The organism is Citrobacter sp. RHBSTW-00859, from assembly GCF_013729795.1.
GTDB classification, from domain to species: domain Bacteria; phylum Pseudomonadota; class Gammaproteobacteria; order Enterobacterales; family Enterobacteriaceae; genus Citrobacter; species Citrobacter braakii.
In genome coordinates this window covers 5,121,123-5,137,036 of record NZ_CP056284.1, presented here as the reverse complement: position 1 = coordinate 5,137,036, position 15,914 = coordinate 5,121,123, and the positions used below count along the sequence as shown (strand labels likewise).

13 protein-coding genes are annotated in these 15,914 nt (G+C 51.6%); 7 read left to right on the top strand and 6 right to left on the bottom strand.

The window, feature by feature from the left end:
* Positions 1-557: 557 nt before the first annotated feature.
* The 4 genes from rsmG to asnC all read right to left on the bottom strand — a co-directional run bounded on the left by rsmG (position 558) and on the right by asnC (position 4,543).
* Positions 558-1,181, bottom strand: coding sequence for a 16S rRNA (guanine(527)-N(7))-methyltransferase RsmG (gene rsmG / locus HV302_RS25805; protein ID WP_047358453.1), 624 nt, complete (start codon positions 1,179-1,181; stop codon positions 558-560).
* A gap of 103 nt (positions 1,182-1,284) precedes the next feature.
* Complete coding sequence (mnmG, locus tag HV302_RS25800; protein ID WP_181626754.1) at positions 1,285-3,174, bottom strand: tRNA uridine-5-carboxymethylaminomethyl(34) synthesis enzyme MnmG; 1,890 nt, start codon at positions 3,172-3,174, stop codon at positions 1,285-1,287.
* Positions 3,175-3,546: 372 nt separating this feature from the next.
* Positions 3,547-3,996 (bottom strand): FMN-binding protein MioC, encoded by a 450-nt coding sequence (gene mioC / locus HV302_RS25795; protein ID WP_016155086.1) that lies wholly within the window; start codon positions 3,994-3,996, stop codon positions 3,547-3,549.
* 88 nt (positions 3,997-4,084) lie between these two features.
* Positions 4,085-4,543, bottom strand: coding sequence for a transcriptional regulator AsnC (asnC, locus tag HV302_RS25790; RefSeq protein ID WP_003023780.1), 459 nt, complete (start codon positions 4,541-4,543; stop codon positions 4,085-4,087).
* Positions 4,544-4,694: 151 nt separating this feature from the next.
* On the opposite strand from asnC, the gene asnA reads away from it, so the two are divergent.
* Positions 4,695-5,687, top strand: coding sequence for an aspartate--ammonia ligase (gene asnA / locus HV302_RS25785; RefSeq protein ID WP_016155087.1), 993 nt, complete (start codon positions 4,695-4,697; stop codon positions 5,685-5,687).
* A 3-nt stretch (positions 5,688-5,690) separates the two neighbouring features.
* Here the strand turns inward: asnA and viaA are convergent, their stop codons facing one another.
* Entirely contained in the window at positions 5,691-7,142 is a 1,452-nt protein-coding gene (gene viaA, locus HV302_RS25780; RefSeq protein WP_181598716.1) for an ATPase RavA stimulator ViaA, read from the bottom strand.
* Positions 7,136-8,632: an ATPase RavA gene (ravA, locus tag HV302_RS25775; RefSeq protein ID WP_181626753.1), complete on the bottom strand. Its 1,497-nt coding sequence runs from the start codon at positions 8,630-8,632 to the stop codon at positions 7,136-7,138. The genes viaA and ravA overlap by 7 nt, the downstream gene beginning before the upstream one ends.
* Positions 8,633-8,962: 330 nt before the next feature.
* Here ravA and kup point away from each other — a divergent pair, with 330 nt between their 5' ends.
* The 6 genes from kup (at position 8,963) to rbsK (ending at position 15,913) form a co-directional block, all read left to right on the top strand.
* A complete protein-coding gene (kup, locus tag HV302_RS25770) occupies positions 8,963-10,831 on the top strand; it encodes a low affinity potassium transporter Kup (RefSeq protein WP_003023768.1) in 1,869 nt (622 codons plus the stop codon).
* A gap of 192 nt (positions 10,832-11,023) precedes the next feature.
* Entirely contained in the window at positions 11,024-11,443 is a 420-nt protein-coding gene (gene rbsD / locus HV302_RS25765) for a D-ribose pyranase (protein ID WP_181626752.1), read from the top strand.
* Between the two features lie 7 nt (positions 11,444-11,450).
* Positions 11,451-12,956: a ribose ABC transporter ATP-binding protein RbsA gene (rbsA, locus tag HV302_RS25760; RefSeq protein ID WP_003023764.1), complete on the top strand. Its 1,506-nt coding sequence runs from the start codon at positions 11,451-11,453 to the stop codon at positions 12,954-12,956.
* Between the two features lie 5 nt (positions 12,957-12,961).
* On the top strand, positions 12,962-13,927 hold the full coding sequence (gene rbsC / locus HV302_RS25755) for a ribose ABC transporter permease (protein WP_003023762.1): 966 nt from the start codon (positions 12,962-12,964) through the stop codon (positions 13,925-13,927).
* 24 nt (positions 13,928-13,951) lie between these two features.
* Complete coding sequence (gene rbsB / locus HV302_RS25750; protein WP_016155091.1) at positions 13,952-14,842, top strand: ribose ABC transporter substrate-binding protein RbsB; 891 nt, start codon at positions 13,952-13,954, stop codon at positions 14,840-14,842.
* Positions 14,843-14,983: 141 nt separating this feature from the next.
* Positions 14,984-15,913: a ribokinase gene (rbsK, locus tag HV302_RS25745; RefSeq protein ID WP_131380387.1), complete on the top strand. Its 930-nt coding sequence runs from the start codon at positions 14,984-14,986 to the stop codon at positions 15,911-15,913.
* The last annotated feature ends 1 nt before the right edge of the window (position 15,914 follow it).

Here is a 15,914-nt window from a genome sequence, read left to right as displayed (position 1 = left end):
ATGGCTTAGAGTCAAGCATCAAAAAGCGGTCAAATTATACGGTGCGCCTTCGTGATTTCAAACAATAAGTAGCTAAAAAGTGAATAAATGTTTAAATATTTTTCGCTACCCCACATTTATCACTTTTAAGCAAACTGTGAACGATCATGCAAAACTGCAAATGCCGCGTAAATACTGGCGGCAAAGCGTGCACCAGATCACATATTGAACATATTCACCTTCGCATAATTTATTTACGTGGCAAATGATGCCTTTTCATCTTTTTGATATTTAAGCGTAAAAATAGCCACTATTTCAAAAACAACAGCTAACAACAAAAAAACCACGCATTGACATTTATAATAAAAAATTAACACAACGGGTGGTTCTTACGTTCTATTTTTAGCAGACTGATATTTTCACAGCTGACTTGTTTCGCTTTTAACAAAAAACGGTACGTTATAGTTATGATGCAAAACCGTAAGGCGCTAGTGAATTGTAACGACATTTAACCACACTATTCCCTATGACTTTTAACACCTGAATAGCCGTTTTTTTTCTATTTTTTTTGATAAAAATTAAATTTTGTTTGGCTTAATAACCACCAGATGACGTTCACCATCCAGTTGCGGAACGCGTAATTTTTCGACCGACTCGACGCTGAATTCTGCAGGCAACGAAGCAATTTCATCTTCAGGCAACTGCCCTTTTAGCGCATAAAAACGCCCATCCATGCCAGGCAAATGATGGCACCAACTCACCATATCAGTAAGTGACGCGAACGCACGGCTAATGACCCCATCGAACGGCGGCTCTGAAGGGAATTCTTCAACGCGACTTTGCACAGGAGTGATGTTAGTAAGCGCAAGCTCATGCTGCACCTGACGCAAGAAACGGACGCGTTTTCCCAGACTATCCAGCAGTGTGAAATGCGCTTCAGGGCGCACGATAGAGAGAGGAATACCCGGCAGGCCCGGTCCCGTACCCACGTCAATAAAACGCTCCCCCTTCAGATACGGCGCGACGACAATACTGTCCAGAATATGGCGCACCAGCATTTCGTTGGGATCCCGTACCGACGTCAAGTTGTACGCTTTGTTCCATTTGTGCAGCATATCGACATACGCAATCAGCTGATTTTTCTGGTGATCGGTAAGAGAAATACCAGCATCAGCCAGCAGACGAGAGAGTTTGTTGAGCACGGTCGTTACCTGTTCATAATCAATTTCCCGATGCGCTATAGCTTATCGGGACTACAAATTTGTAGGGCGGGCAGGCGAAGCGCCCACCGCCAAAATAGTGTTATCAAGCGCTGCGGCGCAGCATACCTTGTTTCTTCAGCCATACCAGCAGAATGGAAATGGCGGCAGGCGTTACGCCAGAAATACGCGATGCCTGGCCGATCGATACCGGTTTGTGATCGTTCAGCTTGGCGATAACTTCATTCGACAAGCCTGAGACCTGACGATAATCCAGCGTTGCAGGCAACAGGGTGTTCTCATTACGCTGTTGTCTTTCGATTTCTTCCTGCTGACGGGCGATATACCCTTCGTATTTCACCTGAATCTCAACCTGTTCCGCGGCCTGAGCATCGTCGAGCGCTGGTGCGAACGCAGATAAAGAGGTCAACTGAGCATAGGTCATATCCGGGCGGCGCAGAAGATCTTCACCGCTGGCTTCACGTGACAAAGGCGTAGCCAGGTGAGCATTCACTTCTGCTGCAGATTCCGCTAACGGATTTACCCAGGTTGATTTGAGACGCTGACGTTCCTGTTCGATACGCTCCAGCTTCTCGTTGAAACGAGCCCAGCGCTCGTCGTCCACCAGACCCAGTTCACGACCAATTTCGGTCAGACGCAGGTCGGCGTTATCTTCGCGCAGCATCAAACGGTATTCTGCGCGTGAGGTGAACATACGGTACGGTTCTTTGGTGCCAAGCGTACACAGATCGTCCACCAGTACACCAAGATAAGCCTGATCGCGACGCGGTGCCCAACCGTCTTTCTCAGCAGACAAGCGCGCGGCGTTCAGACCCGCCAACATCCCTTGCGCGGCAGCTTCTTCGTAACCGGTAGTACCGTTAATCTGGCCCGCAAAGAACAGACCCTGGATGAATTTGCTTTCCAGAGTGGGTTTCAGGTCGCGCGGATCGAAGAAATCATACTCAATCGCGTAGCCAGGACGGACGATTCTGGCATTTTCCATTCCCTGCATGGAGCGGACAATTTGCATCTGCACATCGAACGGCAAGCTGGTGGAGATACCATTCGGATAAATTTCGTTAGACGTCAGTCCTTCCGGTTCGAGGAAGATCTGATGCTGATTACGATCGGCAAAGCGCATCACTTTGTCTTCGATCGACGGGCAGTAGCGCGGACCGATACCTTCGATCACGCCTGCGTACATCGGGCTACGATCGAGGTTATTGCGGATCACGTCATGGGTTCTCTCATTGGTATGCGTGATGTAACACGGCATCTGACGCGGATGTTGAGAAGCATCGCCCAGGAATGAGAAGACCGGCATCGGGTTATCGCTGTTTTGCTGGCCGAGCACGCTGAAATCAATAGTGCGTGCATCGATACGCGGCGGCGTACCGGTTTTCAGGCGGCTGACGCGTAACGGCAGTTCACGCAGACGGCGTGACAGCGGGATAGACGGCGGATCGCCAGCACGGCCGCCGCTGTAGTTGTCCAGACCAATATGAATTTTGCCGTCAAGAAAAGTCCCTACGGTTAACACAACCGCTTTGGCACGGAACTTCAGTCCCATTTGGGTCACTGCACCCACAACACGATCGTTTTCAACAATCAGATCTTCAACTGCCTGTTGGAAGATCATCAGATTGGGTTGATTCTCGAGTGCGGTGCGTACAGCCTGGCGATAGAGCACACGGTCGGCCTGAGCTCGGGTAGCACGAACGGCTGGCCCTTTGCTGGCGTTTAGTATCCTAAACTGGATACCTGCATGGTCGATCGCTTTTGCCATCAACCCACCAAGCGCATCCACTTCTTTTACCAGGTGTCCCTTCCCAATACCGCCGATCGCCGGGTTGCAGCTCATCTGTCCCAGTGTGTCGATATTGTGTGTCAAAAGCAGAGTCTGTTGACCCATTCGCGCCGCGGCCATTGCGGCCTCGGTGCCTGCATGACCCCCGCCAATGATGAGGACGTCAAAAGGATCCTGATAAAACATGGTAATTGCCTCGCATAACGCGGTGTGAAAGTGGATTGAAGCCCGGGCCGTGGATTCTACTCAACTTTAGTCGATCGAGAAAGCCCTGGGATCCTGGGTATTAAAAAGAAGATCTTTTTATTTAGAGATCTGTTTTATTGTGATCTCTTATTAGGATCGCAACTTTCTGTGGATAAGGGCGATCCTTTGAATAAGATCAACAGGTTGTTGAGGATCATTAGCTGTGAATGATCGGTGATCCTGGCCCGTATAAGCTGGGAACAGAATGAAGGGTTATACACAACTCAAAAACTGAACAACGGTTGTTCTTGGGATAACTACCGGTTGATCCAAGCTTTTAACCAGAGTTATCCACATAAAAAAGTACGATCTTTACAAATCTCTGAGCAATGGATGCCAGGATCCCAGCCAAATTTCAGCCGGATCTTCCGGAATTTCATGTTCCAGTACGTTGATCCTGAGCGTTTCGCCGATCTGTTTTGCCCCGCAGGCTTTCAGTTCGGCTTCCAGCTTGTCGATTGCGCCGCAAAAGGTGTCATATTCACGACTGCCGATCCCGATTGCACCAAAGTGCACTTGTGAAAGGTCCGGTTTTTGCTCGCATAAGGCATCATATAAAGGCTGCAGGTTGTCAGGGATGTCTCCCGCACCGTGCGTGGAGCTAATAATCAGCCAGATCCCATCAGTCGGGACCTCTTCAAGCATTGGCCCATGCAGTATTTCGCTGGAAAAACCCGCGTCGTCCAGTTTTTCAGCCAGATGCTCTGCTACATATTCCGCACTGCCAAGCGTGCTGCCGCTGATAAGAGTGATTTCTGCCATGATCGCCCACCTTTATAAAGAGGGCGTATTGTACGCTGTGAGCGAGCTGGGATCTACCTGTGGAAAAATAGGGGATTAAAAAAAGCGATCATGGCTTGATGGTACGCATGATCGGGTTTTGCAGGACGATCAGGGTCTCCGTGGACTGAATTTCATCAATTGTTTGGATCTTGTTGATAAGTACCTGCTGTAACGCGTCGATCGACTTGCACATCACCTTTATAAAGATGCTGTAGTGCCCGGTGGTGTAATACGCTTCGGTCACCTCATCGAGGCTTTCCAGTCTGGCCAACGCTGACGGATAGTCTTTCGCACTTTTCAGGATGATGCCGATAAAGCAGCCGACGTCATAGCCCAACTGTTTGGGACTAACATCAATCCGTGCGCCGGTAATAATCCCGGCCTGCTTCATCTTCTCTACGCGAACGTGAATTGTCCCCGGGCTCACGCCGAACTGTTTGGCCAATTCGGCATAGGCCGTTCGGGCATTTTCCATCAGGGCGTCAAGAATGCCGCGGTCCAGATTGTCGATCTGATAATTTTCCATAGGTTTTTCTTATGTAGATTAATGATTCCCTCTATTTTAGACGTTAATTTTAACGAATCAAAATCGAAGTCGGCTTTTTGTTTGTTGATTATTGAATATTACCTACATTCTGTTGCTTAATCATAGGCAACAGGACACAGGAGTACACATAATGAAAACCGCTTACATTGCCAAACAACGTCAAATTAGCTTCGTAAAATCTCATTTTTCTCGTCAGCTGGAAGAGCGTTTAGGTCTGATCGAAGTTCAGGCTCCGATCCTCAGCCGCGTAGGAGATGGCACGCAAGATAACTTGTCGGGCTGTGAAAAAGCGGTGCAGGTGAAGGTTAAAGCATTGCCAGACGCTCAATTCGAAGTGGTTCATTCACTGGCGAAGTGGAAGCGTCAAACATTAGGACAACACGACTTTAGCGCAGGCGAAGGGCTGTACACGCATATGAAGGCCCTGCGTCCTGATGAAGACCGCCTTTCCCCGCTGCACTCAGTGTATGTTGACCAGTGGGACTGGGAGCGCGTGATGGGCGACGGCGAGCGTCAATTCTCCACTCTGAAAAGCACGGTAGAGGCTATCTGGGCGGGAATTAAGGCTACCGAAGCTGCGGTGAGCAAAGAGTTTGGTCTGGCACCGTTCCTGCCAGAGCAGATCCACTTTGTTCATAGCCAGGAACTGTTATCTCGTTATCCTGGTCTTGACGCAAAAGGTCGTGAACGTGCGATCGCTAAGGAGCTGGGCGCGGTATTCCTGGTGGGGATCGGCGGCAAGCTCAGCGACGGTCACCGCCATGATGTACGTGCGCCGGATTATGATGACTGGAGTTCAGCGTCCGAGCTGGGTCACGCCGGTCTGAACGGTGATATTCTGGTCTGGAACCCGGTACTGGAAGATGCGTTTGAGCTGTCTTCTATGGGGATCCGTGTGGATGCTGACGCTCTGAAACATCAGCTTTCTCTGACCGGAGATGAAGATCGTCTGAGTCTGGAATGGCACCAGGCGCTGCTGCGCGGTGAAATGCCACAGACGATTGGTGGAGGAATTGGGCAGTCGCGTCTGACCATGCTGTTGCTGCAATTACCACACATTGGTCAGGTTCAGTGTGGCGTATGGCCGGCACAGGTACGTGAAAGCGTCGCCTCTCTGTTGTAAGAATTAACGCCGCCAGCGTCTGAGCAGGCGGCTTCGCATCCCGGTATCAAAGCGCCAGATATGATCGAAAATGCGCATGATACTGGGTTTACCATGTGCTGACATCGCCACCGCGTGAAAACGGTGCTGGTGCACCCGCTGTAATTCCCCCACTTTGCTGACAACCTCATCGGGCAATCGCTGAGCGATAAAATCTGAGATCACCACCGCATCAGCATCAAACCATTCCCGACCCTGCATGCGCTCAGTAATGGCGCGAAAACAGCTGGCAATATCGGTACCACCGCGAAAGCGCTGACTTAAAAAACGGATCGCCTGTTCAATGCCCTCCGGGCCGGATAGCTCATAGCGCACTACTTCTGTTGAAAACAGCATGATGAAACAGCGTCGGTTATCGGCAAGGGCGACGCGCATTAGCGCCAGGCAAAAGGCTTTCGCACACTGCTCATTAAAGCCGCCCATCGATCCCGAAGTATCAACGCAGACGATAAACGGTCCGCGCGGTTGCTCGTCAAAATCCTGATGCACCACGGGGCGTTCCGTGACTTTCTCACGCCATGCTTCGCCGTGCAGGCGATAGGTCAACAGCTGCTTTTCCACCAGTCGTCGGTAGAACTCGTATTCCAGTTCGGTAATGCCCAGCGTGGCCAGTTCCGGCGGCAGCAGGCGCAGGATATCGTCGCTTTGCTGGATGCCATCTACTTGCTCCGGGACGGTTGCCGGTTCGCGCACCAGGGTGCGGAAGGTTTCCATTGGCGCATCTTTACGCGGTACGGATTTCGCTTCTCTGGAACGGCCTAACTGCTCAGCCAGACGCTGGAGTTCAGGTTGTTGCGTCAGGAATTCGCCATATTTCACCATCAACTGATAATCACCGCGCTTGATTTGACCTGCGCTCATATCCCACAACCGGCCTGCTGCGTTGTCATTTTCTGCCAGTACGGGTTCCAGTTGCCCGCTGAGGGTCATCCGTTCCTGTACTTCACTGAGCAAATGCTCGCGCTCTTCTTCCAGCAGTTGCTGATTCAGCGTTGTGGTTTGCACCACCAGGCTCAGGCGCCAGCGCTGGAGAAAAAGCGTATGTAGGGCAGGCGTAAACGCGCTGTTGTCATTGACCAGTTGCTGCGCTTGTCCGGCCCATGGCGAATGGAGGTGGTGCAATAGCGACAATATTTGCGGTAGCTGGACGATAAACTGCGCATGAGAGAGGAGCTGGCTTTGTTGATAGCATATAACCTCTTCCGCTAACTCCGGCGGTACATGGGTATCTTTGAGGCGGCTACGCAAAGATTCACGCCAGCGGGGAATATCGTCAGTGATCGCTTTTTTAAGACGAGGGAATTTGTTAAAAAATACCACCATCTTCGGAGAAGCCAGTAGGGCGACGATCATCTCTTCGATCATCGCTTCTTCACTGACCGCCAGCATGATGTTGAGTGTATCAAGGGTCAGCATTGTTGCGCCTGGCGGATTTGTGCCCCGACATCCTGCAGACTGGCCTCAATGCGGCCTAACCAGTCGCTATGAATAAACAGACATTTTTGCTGCTCGCTAAATGCGCTGTGCTGCTGATGCCACTCGTTATCGAGCGCTTCAAGCTCCTGTTTTATTTCAGCGGGCATACTCTCTTGTGATGTTCCGGGCAATGCCAGGCGAGAGCCTTGTAAGCTGACGTCGCGTACAACCAGGTGCTGCGCGCTATCCACTTCCATGTTCAGCGTCTGGGCAAAACCGATGCCGTTTAATTTTCCGCGGATCTCACCGCCTTTGGTTAACCACAGTTCCAGCGCGCTACGTTCGAAAGCAATATGGATTACTTCCATATCATGCAGCTTTAAGGGCTTTTGCAGTAGTAATGTCACGACGGAAGACGTGGCCTCCGGCGGTAAATCATAATGAGGACGACGGCTGAACATGCCGCCCTGACGGATCACGGTGAATGCTGTTTTATCGCTTTGCTGCTGCTGGAGCTGAATGCGGCGCTGCACAATACTGCCCAGACGGGTCAGCATGGCTTGCTGTTGCCATGCGTGTCCGGTCATCAATATTTCCAGCTGCTGCTGCATCAGATTCAGGCTTTGTGCGTCGTACCACAGGCAGTCTTTCAGCAGGATCAGGTCGATGGGAACTACCGCATCACGTCCGCTAAAGAAGGCGCTGGCCTGGAGCAAGCGAATGGCTTTTTTCCAGCGACGATCGGACACGTAGGGGGCATTCGGTAGCGTGTCCAACTGCTGGCGCAGCATGAAAATAAGCTCAAACACGCGATCGGGAAGCGTGATGGCGCCAATGTCCTTTTGCCACTGGTAATACTCTTCATCCATCACCTGTAACGATGCCGGGACCGGATTGTCGCTTTCATCCTGCTGACTTAACAGCATCGAGCGGAAGTTGGCCTTGTCCTGGACTTTATCCAGCCACAGACGAATCAGCATACGGTCGTACAGCGCTTCCAGGCTGCTGTCTGCTTCAGGCAGTTCGTTGGAGGCTGCCACCAGCAGGCGCATCGGGATTTTCTCTTCATGCGCGCCGTTGCGGAAGTGGCGTTCGTTGATGGCGGTCAGCAGGGTGTTAAGAATCGCCGGTCCCGCCTTCCAGATTTCATCGAGAAAGACGATTTCAGCTTCAGGCAGATAGCCTGCCGTTAAGCGTTCATAGCGACCTTCGTCTTTTAACGCCTGAATGGACAGCGGGCCGAAAACCTCTTCCGGCGTAGAGAAGCGCGTCATCAGATATTCGAAGGCGCGAGCATTTTGAAAGGCAAATTTCAGTCTGCGGGCAATTAAGCTTTTCGCGATCCCGGGAGGACCTAATAAGAAAACGCTCTCGCCGCTAAGTGCAGCCAGCAGACACAGACGAATGGCGTGGCTACGTTCATAAAGTCCCTTTTCCAGCGCATTGCTCAGACGGGAAATTCTTTCCGCTAATAAATGTGGGTGAGCCATAATGAAGTGGCGTCCTTTCGCCAAATGTACTGCATAAACAGCGAGTATAGATGCTTCACACCAGTGCAGTAATAGACTGAAGGTGCGCTTATTTTTCTTTGAGCCAGATTAATCTGGTCTCATTTAGGGGTACGATTTTGCGATTAATCGTGCATACTGTGCGCCTTTTTGTGGGCCAAGGGACGACGCACACATTTCTTATATATACACCAAATCAATCAAGCTGCACCAAGGCGGCAATGGAGTTTTCTTCTGGGATGGGGGGAATAACGAATGCAGCCCACGCGGAGGTGGCTTGAAAGATGATGTGTATAAACGAAAGACGAGTCTATGAGCACTGATAATAAACAATCATTGTCTGCGATTACCCTTGCGGCCATTGGGGTTGTCTACGGTGATATTGGTACCAGCCCACTTTATACGCTTCGTGAATGTTTGTCCGGCCAGTTTGGTTTTGGCGTTGAACGTGACGCCGTATTTGGCTTTCTCTCGCTGATTTTCTGGCTGCTGATCTTTGTTGTCTCCATTAAATACCTGACGTTTGTCATGCGCGCGGATAACGCCGGAGAAGGCGGGATCCTGACGCTGATGTCATTGGCCGGGCGTAATACTTCAGCACGAACAACCTCCATGCTGGTGATTATGGGGTTGATTGGCGGCAGCTTCTTCTATGGAGAAGTGGTGATAACGCCTGCTATCTCTGTGATGTCGGCGATTGAAGGTCTGGAGATCATTGCCCCGCAACTGGATACCTGGATTGTTCCGCTCTCGATAATCGTACTGACCCTGCTGTTTTTGATTCAAAAACACGGTACCGGCATGGTCGGTAAGCTGTTTGCGCCGATTATGCTGTTGTGGTTCCTGACGCTGGCGGTGTTAGGCGTGCGCAGTATTATTGGCAATCCGGAAGTGCTGCAGGCGCTCAATCCATATTGGGCGGTGCATTTCTTCCTCGAATTCAAAACGTTGTCCTTTATTGCGCTGGGTGCGGTGGTGTTGTCGATTACCGGTGTTGAAGCGCTGTATGCGGATATGGGCCACTTCGGTAAGTTGCCGATTCGCCTGGCATGGTTCTCCGTGGTATTGCCTTCGCTGGTACTCAACTATTTTGGTCAGGGGGCGTTGCTGTTAAAGCATCCTGAAGCGATTAAAAACCCGTTCTTCCTGCTGGCGCCGGACTGGGCGTTGATACCGCTCCTGATCCTCGCCGCGCTGGCAACGGTTATCGCTTCACAGGCGGTTATCTCCGGCGTCTTCTCACTGACGCGTCAGGCCGTGCGTCTGGGGTATTTATCGCCGATGCGTATCATCCATACCTCGGAAATGGAATCGGGCCAGATCTACATTCCTTTCGTTAACTGGATGCTCTATTTCGCAGTGGTTATTGTGATTGTGAGCTTTGAACACTCCAGCAATCTGGCTGCGGCGTACGGGATTGCGGTGACGGGGACGATGGTGCTGACCTCAATTCTGTCGACCACCGTGGCGCGCAAAAACTGGCACTGGAATAAATACTTCGTCTTCCTGATCCTGGTGGCGTTCTTGTGCGTCGATGTTCCGCTGTTCTCCGCGAACCTCGATAAACTGATTTCCGGCGGTTGGCTGCCTCTGACGCTGGGTCTGGTGATGTTCACCATCATGACCACCTGGAAAAGCGAGCGTTTCCGTCTGCTGCGTCGCATGCATGAGCACGGCAACTCTCTGGAGGCGATGATTGCCTCTCTGGAGAAATCACCACCGGTACGCGTGCCGGGAACGGCGGTGTACATGTCTCGTGCATTGAACGTCATCCCGTTTGCGCTACTGCATAACCTCAAACATAACAAGGTTCTGCATGAACGCGTTATTCTGCTGACGCTGCGAACGGAAGATGCGCCATATGTTCACAATGTGCGTAGGGTGCAGATTGAGCAGTTATCGCCCACCTTCTGGCGCGTGGTGGCCAGCTACGGTTGGCGCGAAACGCCGAACGTTGAAGAAGTGTTCCATCGCTGCGGTCTGGAAGGCTTAAGCTGTCGGATGATGGAAACCTCGTTCTTCATGTCGCACGAGTCGTTGATTGTTGGAAAACGACCATGGTATCTGCGTCTGCGCGGCAAGCTGTATCTGCTACTACAACGCAATGCGCTGCGCGCCCCGGACCAGTTTGAAATCCCACCGAACCGGGTTATTGAGCTCGGTACTCAGGTCGAGATTTAATCTCATCGACGCCCTCTTTCATCGCGAAAGGGGGCGTTTTGTTTTGTCCCTCCCAGTTTTCATTTCATCGAATGATAATCCTTGCGAAACGTTTCGATGACGATCACATTTTCGTAACTTCGCGGTGGTTTTATCTCCACTCTTCGCTCTACACTTATCTTCAGCGAAACGTTTCGCTAGTGGGGAAAGAAAATGAAGAAAGGCACGGTACTCAACTCTGAAATTTCATCGGTGATCTCCCGTCTGGGGCATACCGATACGCTGGTGGTGTGTGATGCAGGTTTACCCATCCCGAATAGCACAACGCGTATCGATATGGCATTAACCCAGGGCGTACCTTCTTTTATGCAGGTACTGGATGTGGTGACATGTGAAATGCAGGTCGAGGCGGCCATTCTCGCGACGGAAATTAAACAACATAATCCGCAACTCCACGAAACGTTGCTCAGCCACATTGAGCAACTGCAACAACACCAGGGAAACACCATAGAAATTCGTTACACCACGCATGAACAATTCAAAAAACAAACCGCAGACAGTCAGGCGGTAATTCGCAGCGGAGAGTGTTCTCCGTATGCGAATATCATTCTCTGTGCTGGCGTCACGTTCTGAGGCCATCATGAACGCATTACTGCAACTCAAAGGGATCGATAAAGCGTTCCCGGGCGTAAAAGCGCTATCCGGCGCCGCGCTGAATGTCTACCCAGGCCGCGTAATGGCGCTGGTGGGCGAAAACGGCGCGGGCAAATCCACCATGATGAAAGTGCTGACCGGGATCTATACCCGTGATGCCGGTTCTTTATTGTGGTTGGGAAAAGAGACCACCTTTAACGGCCCTAAATCCTCCCAGGAAGCCGGAATCGGTATCATCCACCAGGAGCTGAATTTGATCCCGCAACTCACTATCGCCGAGAACATTTTTCTTGGCCGTGAGTTCGTTAATCGCTTTGGCAAAATTGACTGGAAGAAGATGTACGCCGAAGCCGATCTGCTGCTTGCCAAACTGAATCTGCGCTTTAAAAGCGACAGACTGGTCGGTGAACTGTCGATTGGCGATCAGCAGATGGTTGAAATTGCCAAAGTGCTGAGCTTTGAATCGAAGGTCATCATTATGGATGAACCGACGGATGCGCTCACCGATACCGAAACCGAATCCCTGTTCCGCGTCATTCGCGAACTGAAATCCCAGGGACGCGGCATTGTCTATATTTCTCACCGCATGAAAGAGATCTTCGAGATTTGTGACGACGTGACCGTTTTTCGCGACGGGCAGTTTATTGCCGAGCGTGAAGTCGCCTCGCTGACCGAAGACTCGCTGATTGAAATGATGGTGGGACGTAAGCTGGAAGATCAATACCCGCGCCTGGAAAAAGCGCCGGGTGATATTCGCCTAAAGGTCGATAACCTGTGCGGCCCTGGCGTAAACGATGTTTCATTCACGCTACGTAAAGGCGAGATCCTTGGCGTATCGGGGCTGATGGGTGCCGGACGTACCGAGCTGATGAAAGTGTTGTACGGCGCATTGCCGCGCACCAGCGGTTACGTCACGCTTGATGGCCATGAAGTGGTCACCCGTTCGCCGCAGGATGGGTTGGCTAACGGCATCGTCTATATTTCTGAAGACCGTAAACGCGATGGTTTAGTGCTGGGCATGTCGGTGAAAGAGAACATGTCACTAACCGCGCTGCGTTATTTCAGTCGCGCTGGTGGAAGCCTTAAACATAAAGACGAGCAGCAGGCGGTAGGTGATTTTATTCGTCTGTTCAATGTTAAAACGCCATCGATGGAACAGGCTATCGGCCTGCTTTCTGGCGGTAATCAGCAGAAAGTGGCGATTGCGCGCGGTCTGATGACCCGACCAAAAGTCCTGATCCTCGATGAACCAACGCGCGGCGTTGACGTTGGGGCTAAGAAAGAAATCTATCAGCTTATCAACCAGTTTAAGGCCGATGGGCTGAGCATCATTCTGGTCTCCTCTGAGATGCCAGAAGTATTGGGCATGAGCGATCGAATTATCGTTATGCATGAAGGGCATCTCGGCGGTGAGTTCACTCGCGAGCAGGCCACTCAGGAAGTATTAATGGCTGCCGCTGTGGGCAAGCTTAATCGCGTGAATCAGGAGTAAAAAAGATGACTACCCAGGCTGTTTCTGGTCGCCGTTATTTCACTAAAGCATGGCTTCTGGAGCAAAAGTCGCTCATCGCTCTGTTAGTGCTGATCGCGATTGTTTCCACCATGAGCCCTAACTTTTTTACCGTTAATAACCTGTTCAACATTCTCCAGCAAACGTCGGTGAACGCCATCATGGCCGTTGGCATGACGCTGGTTATCCTGACGTCGGGGATTGATCTGTCTGTCGGTTCTTTGCTGGCGCTTACCGGTGCGGTTGCGGCTTCCATTGTAGGGATTGAAGTCAATGCGCTGGTGGCTGTCGCTGCGGCTCTGGCGCTCGGCGCTGCTATTGGCGCGGTAACCGGGGTGATTGTCGCGAAAGGCCGGGTACAGGCGTTTATCGCGACCCTGGTGATGATGCTGCTGCTGCGTGGTGTGACCATGGTATACACCAACGGCAGTCCGGTTAATACCGGGTTTACTGACAATGCCGATCTGTTTGGCTGGTTTGGTATTGGTCGTCCGTTAGGCGTCCCTACGCCTGTTTGGATTATGGGGATTGTCTTCCTCGCGGCGTGGTACATGCTGCACCACACTCGTCTGGGTCGTTATATCTATGCGCTGGGCGGTAACGAAGCGGCAACGCGCCTGTCCGGTATCAGCGTAAGTAAAATCAAAATTATCGTTTATTCCCTGTGTGGTCTGCTGGCATCGCTGGCGGGCATCATTGAAGTAGCGCGCCTCTCCTCTGCGCAACCGACGGCAGGTACTGGCTATGAGCTGGATGCTATCGCCGCGGTGGTGTTAGGTGGTACCAGCCTGGCGGGTGGTAAAGGACGTATTGTTGGGACGCTGATCGGCGCATTGATTCTTGGTTTCCTCAATAATGGTTTGAATTTGTTAGGTGTATCCTCCTATTACCAGATGATCGTCAAAGCGGTGGTGATTTTGCTGGCGGTACTGGTAGACAACAAAAAGCAGTAACAACGATTACAGGACATCTTAAATATGAACATGAAAAAACTGGCTACCCTGATTTCTGCTGTTGCGCTGAGCGCCACCGTGAGCGCGAATGCGATGGCGAAAGATACCATTGCGCTGGTGGTCTCCACCCTCAACAACCCGTTCTTTGTTTCTTTGAAGGATGGGGCGCAAAAAGAGGCCGATAAGCTGGGCTACAACCTGGTGATTCTGGACTCACAGAACAACCCGGCGAAAGAGCTGGCTAACGTTCAGGATTTAACGGTTCGTGGAACTAAAATTCTGCTGATTAACCCGACGGACTCCGATGCTGTTGGTAACGCTGTGAAGATGGCTAACCAGGCGAAAATTCCGGTTATCACCCTTGACCGCGTTGCGTCCAAAGGCGAAGTAGTAAGCCATATTGCATCTGATAACGTGCTGGGCGGTAAGATTGCGGGCGATTACATCGCGAAGAAAGCGGGTGAAGGCGCGAAAGTTATCGAACTGCAGGGTATTGCCGGTACTTCAGCGGCGCGTGAGCGTGGCGAAGGTTTCCAGCAGGCTGTTGCGGCACACAAATTTAACGTACTGGCCAGCCAGCCGGCCGACTTCGACCGCACCAAAGGTCTGAACGTCATGCAGAACCTGCTTACCGCGCATCCTGACGTGCAGGCCGTATTTGCCCAGAACGATGAAATGGCGTTGGGTGCGCTGCGCGCACTGCAAACTGCGGGTAAATCTGATGTGATGGTGGTTGGATTTGACGGTACTCCAGATGGCGAAAAAGCAGTAAATGATGGCAAACTGGCTGCGACCATTGCTCAGCTGCCGGATCAGATCGGCGCGAAAGGCGTTGAGACTGCGGATAAAGTCCTGAAAGGCGAGAAGGTTCAGGCTAAATATCCGGTTGACCTGAAGCTGGTCATCAAGCAGTAATACCGATTCAGGTCGCTCGCGGCCTGATGGAGACATAAAGACGCCATCCCCGTATCGGGTTTTGGGGATGAAAGCGTAAAAAGAAAAGCAGGGCACGCGCCACCCTAATCCGGTGGCGCACTTTGACTTGGAACACCAAATATGAAAACCGCAGGCAACCTCGTTGTTCTTGGCAGTATCAATGCCGATCACATCCTCAACCTTAACTCTTTCCCGACACCTGGTGAAACCGTAACCGGTAACCATTATCAGGTCGCATTTGGTGGTAAAGGCGCGAATCAGGCTGTTGCTGCGGGGCGTAGTGGCGCGAATATCGCATTTATTGCCTGTACGGGTGATGATGATATTGGCGAAAGTGTTCGTAAACAGTTAGCCAAAGATAATATCGATATTGCGCCGATTAGCGTAATTTCGGGGGAATCGACCGGTGTGGCGTTGATTTTTGTGAATGGTGAAGGTGAGAACGTCATTGGCATTCATGCTGGTGCGAACGCGGCACTTTCGCCTGCGCTGGTGGAAGCTCAGCATGAGCGTATTGCCAAGGCGTCTGCCTTACTGATGCAGTTAGAGTCGCCGATCGAAAGCGTACTGGCTGCGGCAAAGATTGCACATCAAAATAAGACCACGGTAGCCCTTAACCCGGCCCCGGCACGTGAACTTTCTGACGAACTGCTGGCGCTGGTGGATATTATTACCCCGAATGAAACCGAGGCTGAAAAGCTCACGGGGATCCGGGTTGAAAACGATGAAGACGCGGCCAAAGCTGCGCAGGCACTGCACGCGAAGGGGATCCATACTGTACTGATTACCTTAGGCAGTCGCGGGGTGTGGGCCAGCGTAAATGGTGAAGGTCAGCGTGTGCCTGGGTTTAAAGTGGACGCTGTTGATACCATCGCCGCTGGGGATACCTTTAACGGCGCGTTAATTACAGCGTTACTGGAAGAGACCCCGCTGCCTGAAGCTATCCGATTTGCACATGCCGCTGCGGCGATTGCGGTCACCCGTAAGGGCGCACAGCCTTCCGTTCCATGGCGCGAAGAAATAGAAGCGTTTTTAAGTCAACAGAGGTAAC

Coding starts and splice junctions, on each gene's coding strand:
- rbsA (WP_003023764.1), top strand. CDS start 11,451: ATGAACGCATTACTGCAACTCAAAGGGATCGATAAAGCGTTCCCGGGC.
- rbsB (WP_016155091.1), top strand. CDS start 13,952: ATGAACATGAAAAAACTGGCTACCCTGATTTCTGCTGTTGCGCTGAGC.
- rbsC (WP_003023762.1), top strand. CDS start 12,962: ATGACTACCCAGGCTGTTTCTGGTCGCCGTTATTTCACTAAAGCATGG.
- asnA (WP_016155087.1), top strand. CDS start 4,695: ATGAAAACCGCTTACATTGCCAAACAACGTCAAATTAGCTTCGTAAAA.
- rbsK (WP_131380387.1), top strand. CDS start 14,984: ATGAAAACCGCAGGCAACCTCGTTGTTCTTGGCAGTATCAATGCCGAT.
- asnC (WP_003023780.1), bottom strand. CDS start 4,543: ATGGAAAATTATCAGATCGACAATCTGGACCGCGGCATTCTTGACGCC.
- rbsD (WP_181626752.1), top strand. CDS start 11,024: ATGAAGAAAGGCACGGTACTCAACTCTGAAATTTCATCGGTGATCTCC.
- mioC (WP_016155086.1), bottom strand. CDS start 3,996: ATGGCAGAAATCACTCTTATCAGCGGCAGCACGCTTGGCAGTGCGGAA.
- mnmG (WP_181626754.1), bottom strand. CDS start 3,174: ATGTTTTATCAGGATCCTTTTGACGTCCTCATCATTGGCGGGGGTCAT.
- viaA (WP_181598716.1), bottom strand. CDS start 7,142: ATGCTGACCCTTGATACACTCAACATCATGCTGGCGGTCAGTGAAGAA.
- kup (WP_003023768.1), top strand. CDS start 8,963: ATGAGCACTGATAATAAACAATCATTGTCTGCGATTACCCTTGCGGCC.
- ravA (WP_181626753.1), bottom strand. CDS start 8,632: ATGGCTCACCCACATTTATTAGCGGAAAGAATTTCCCGTCTGAGCAAT.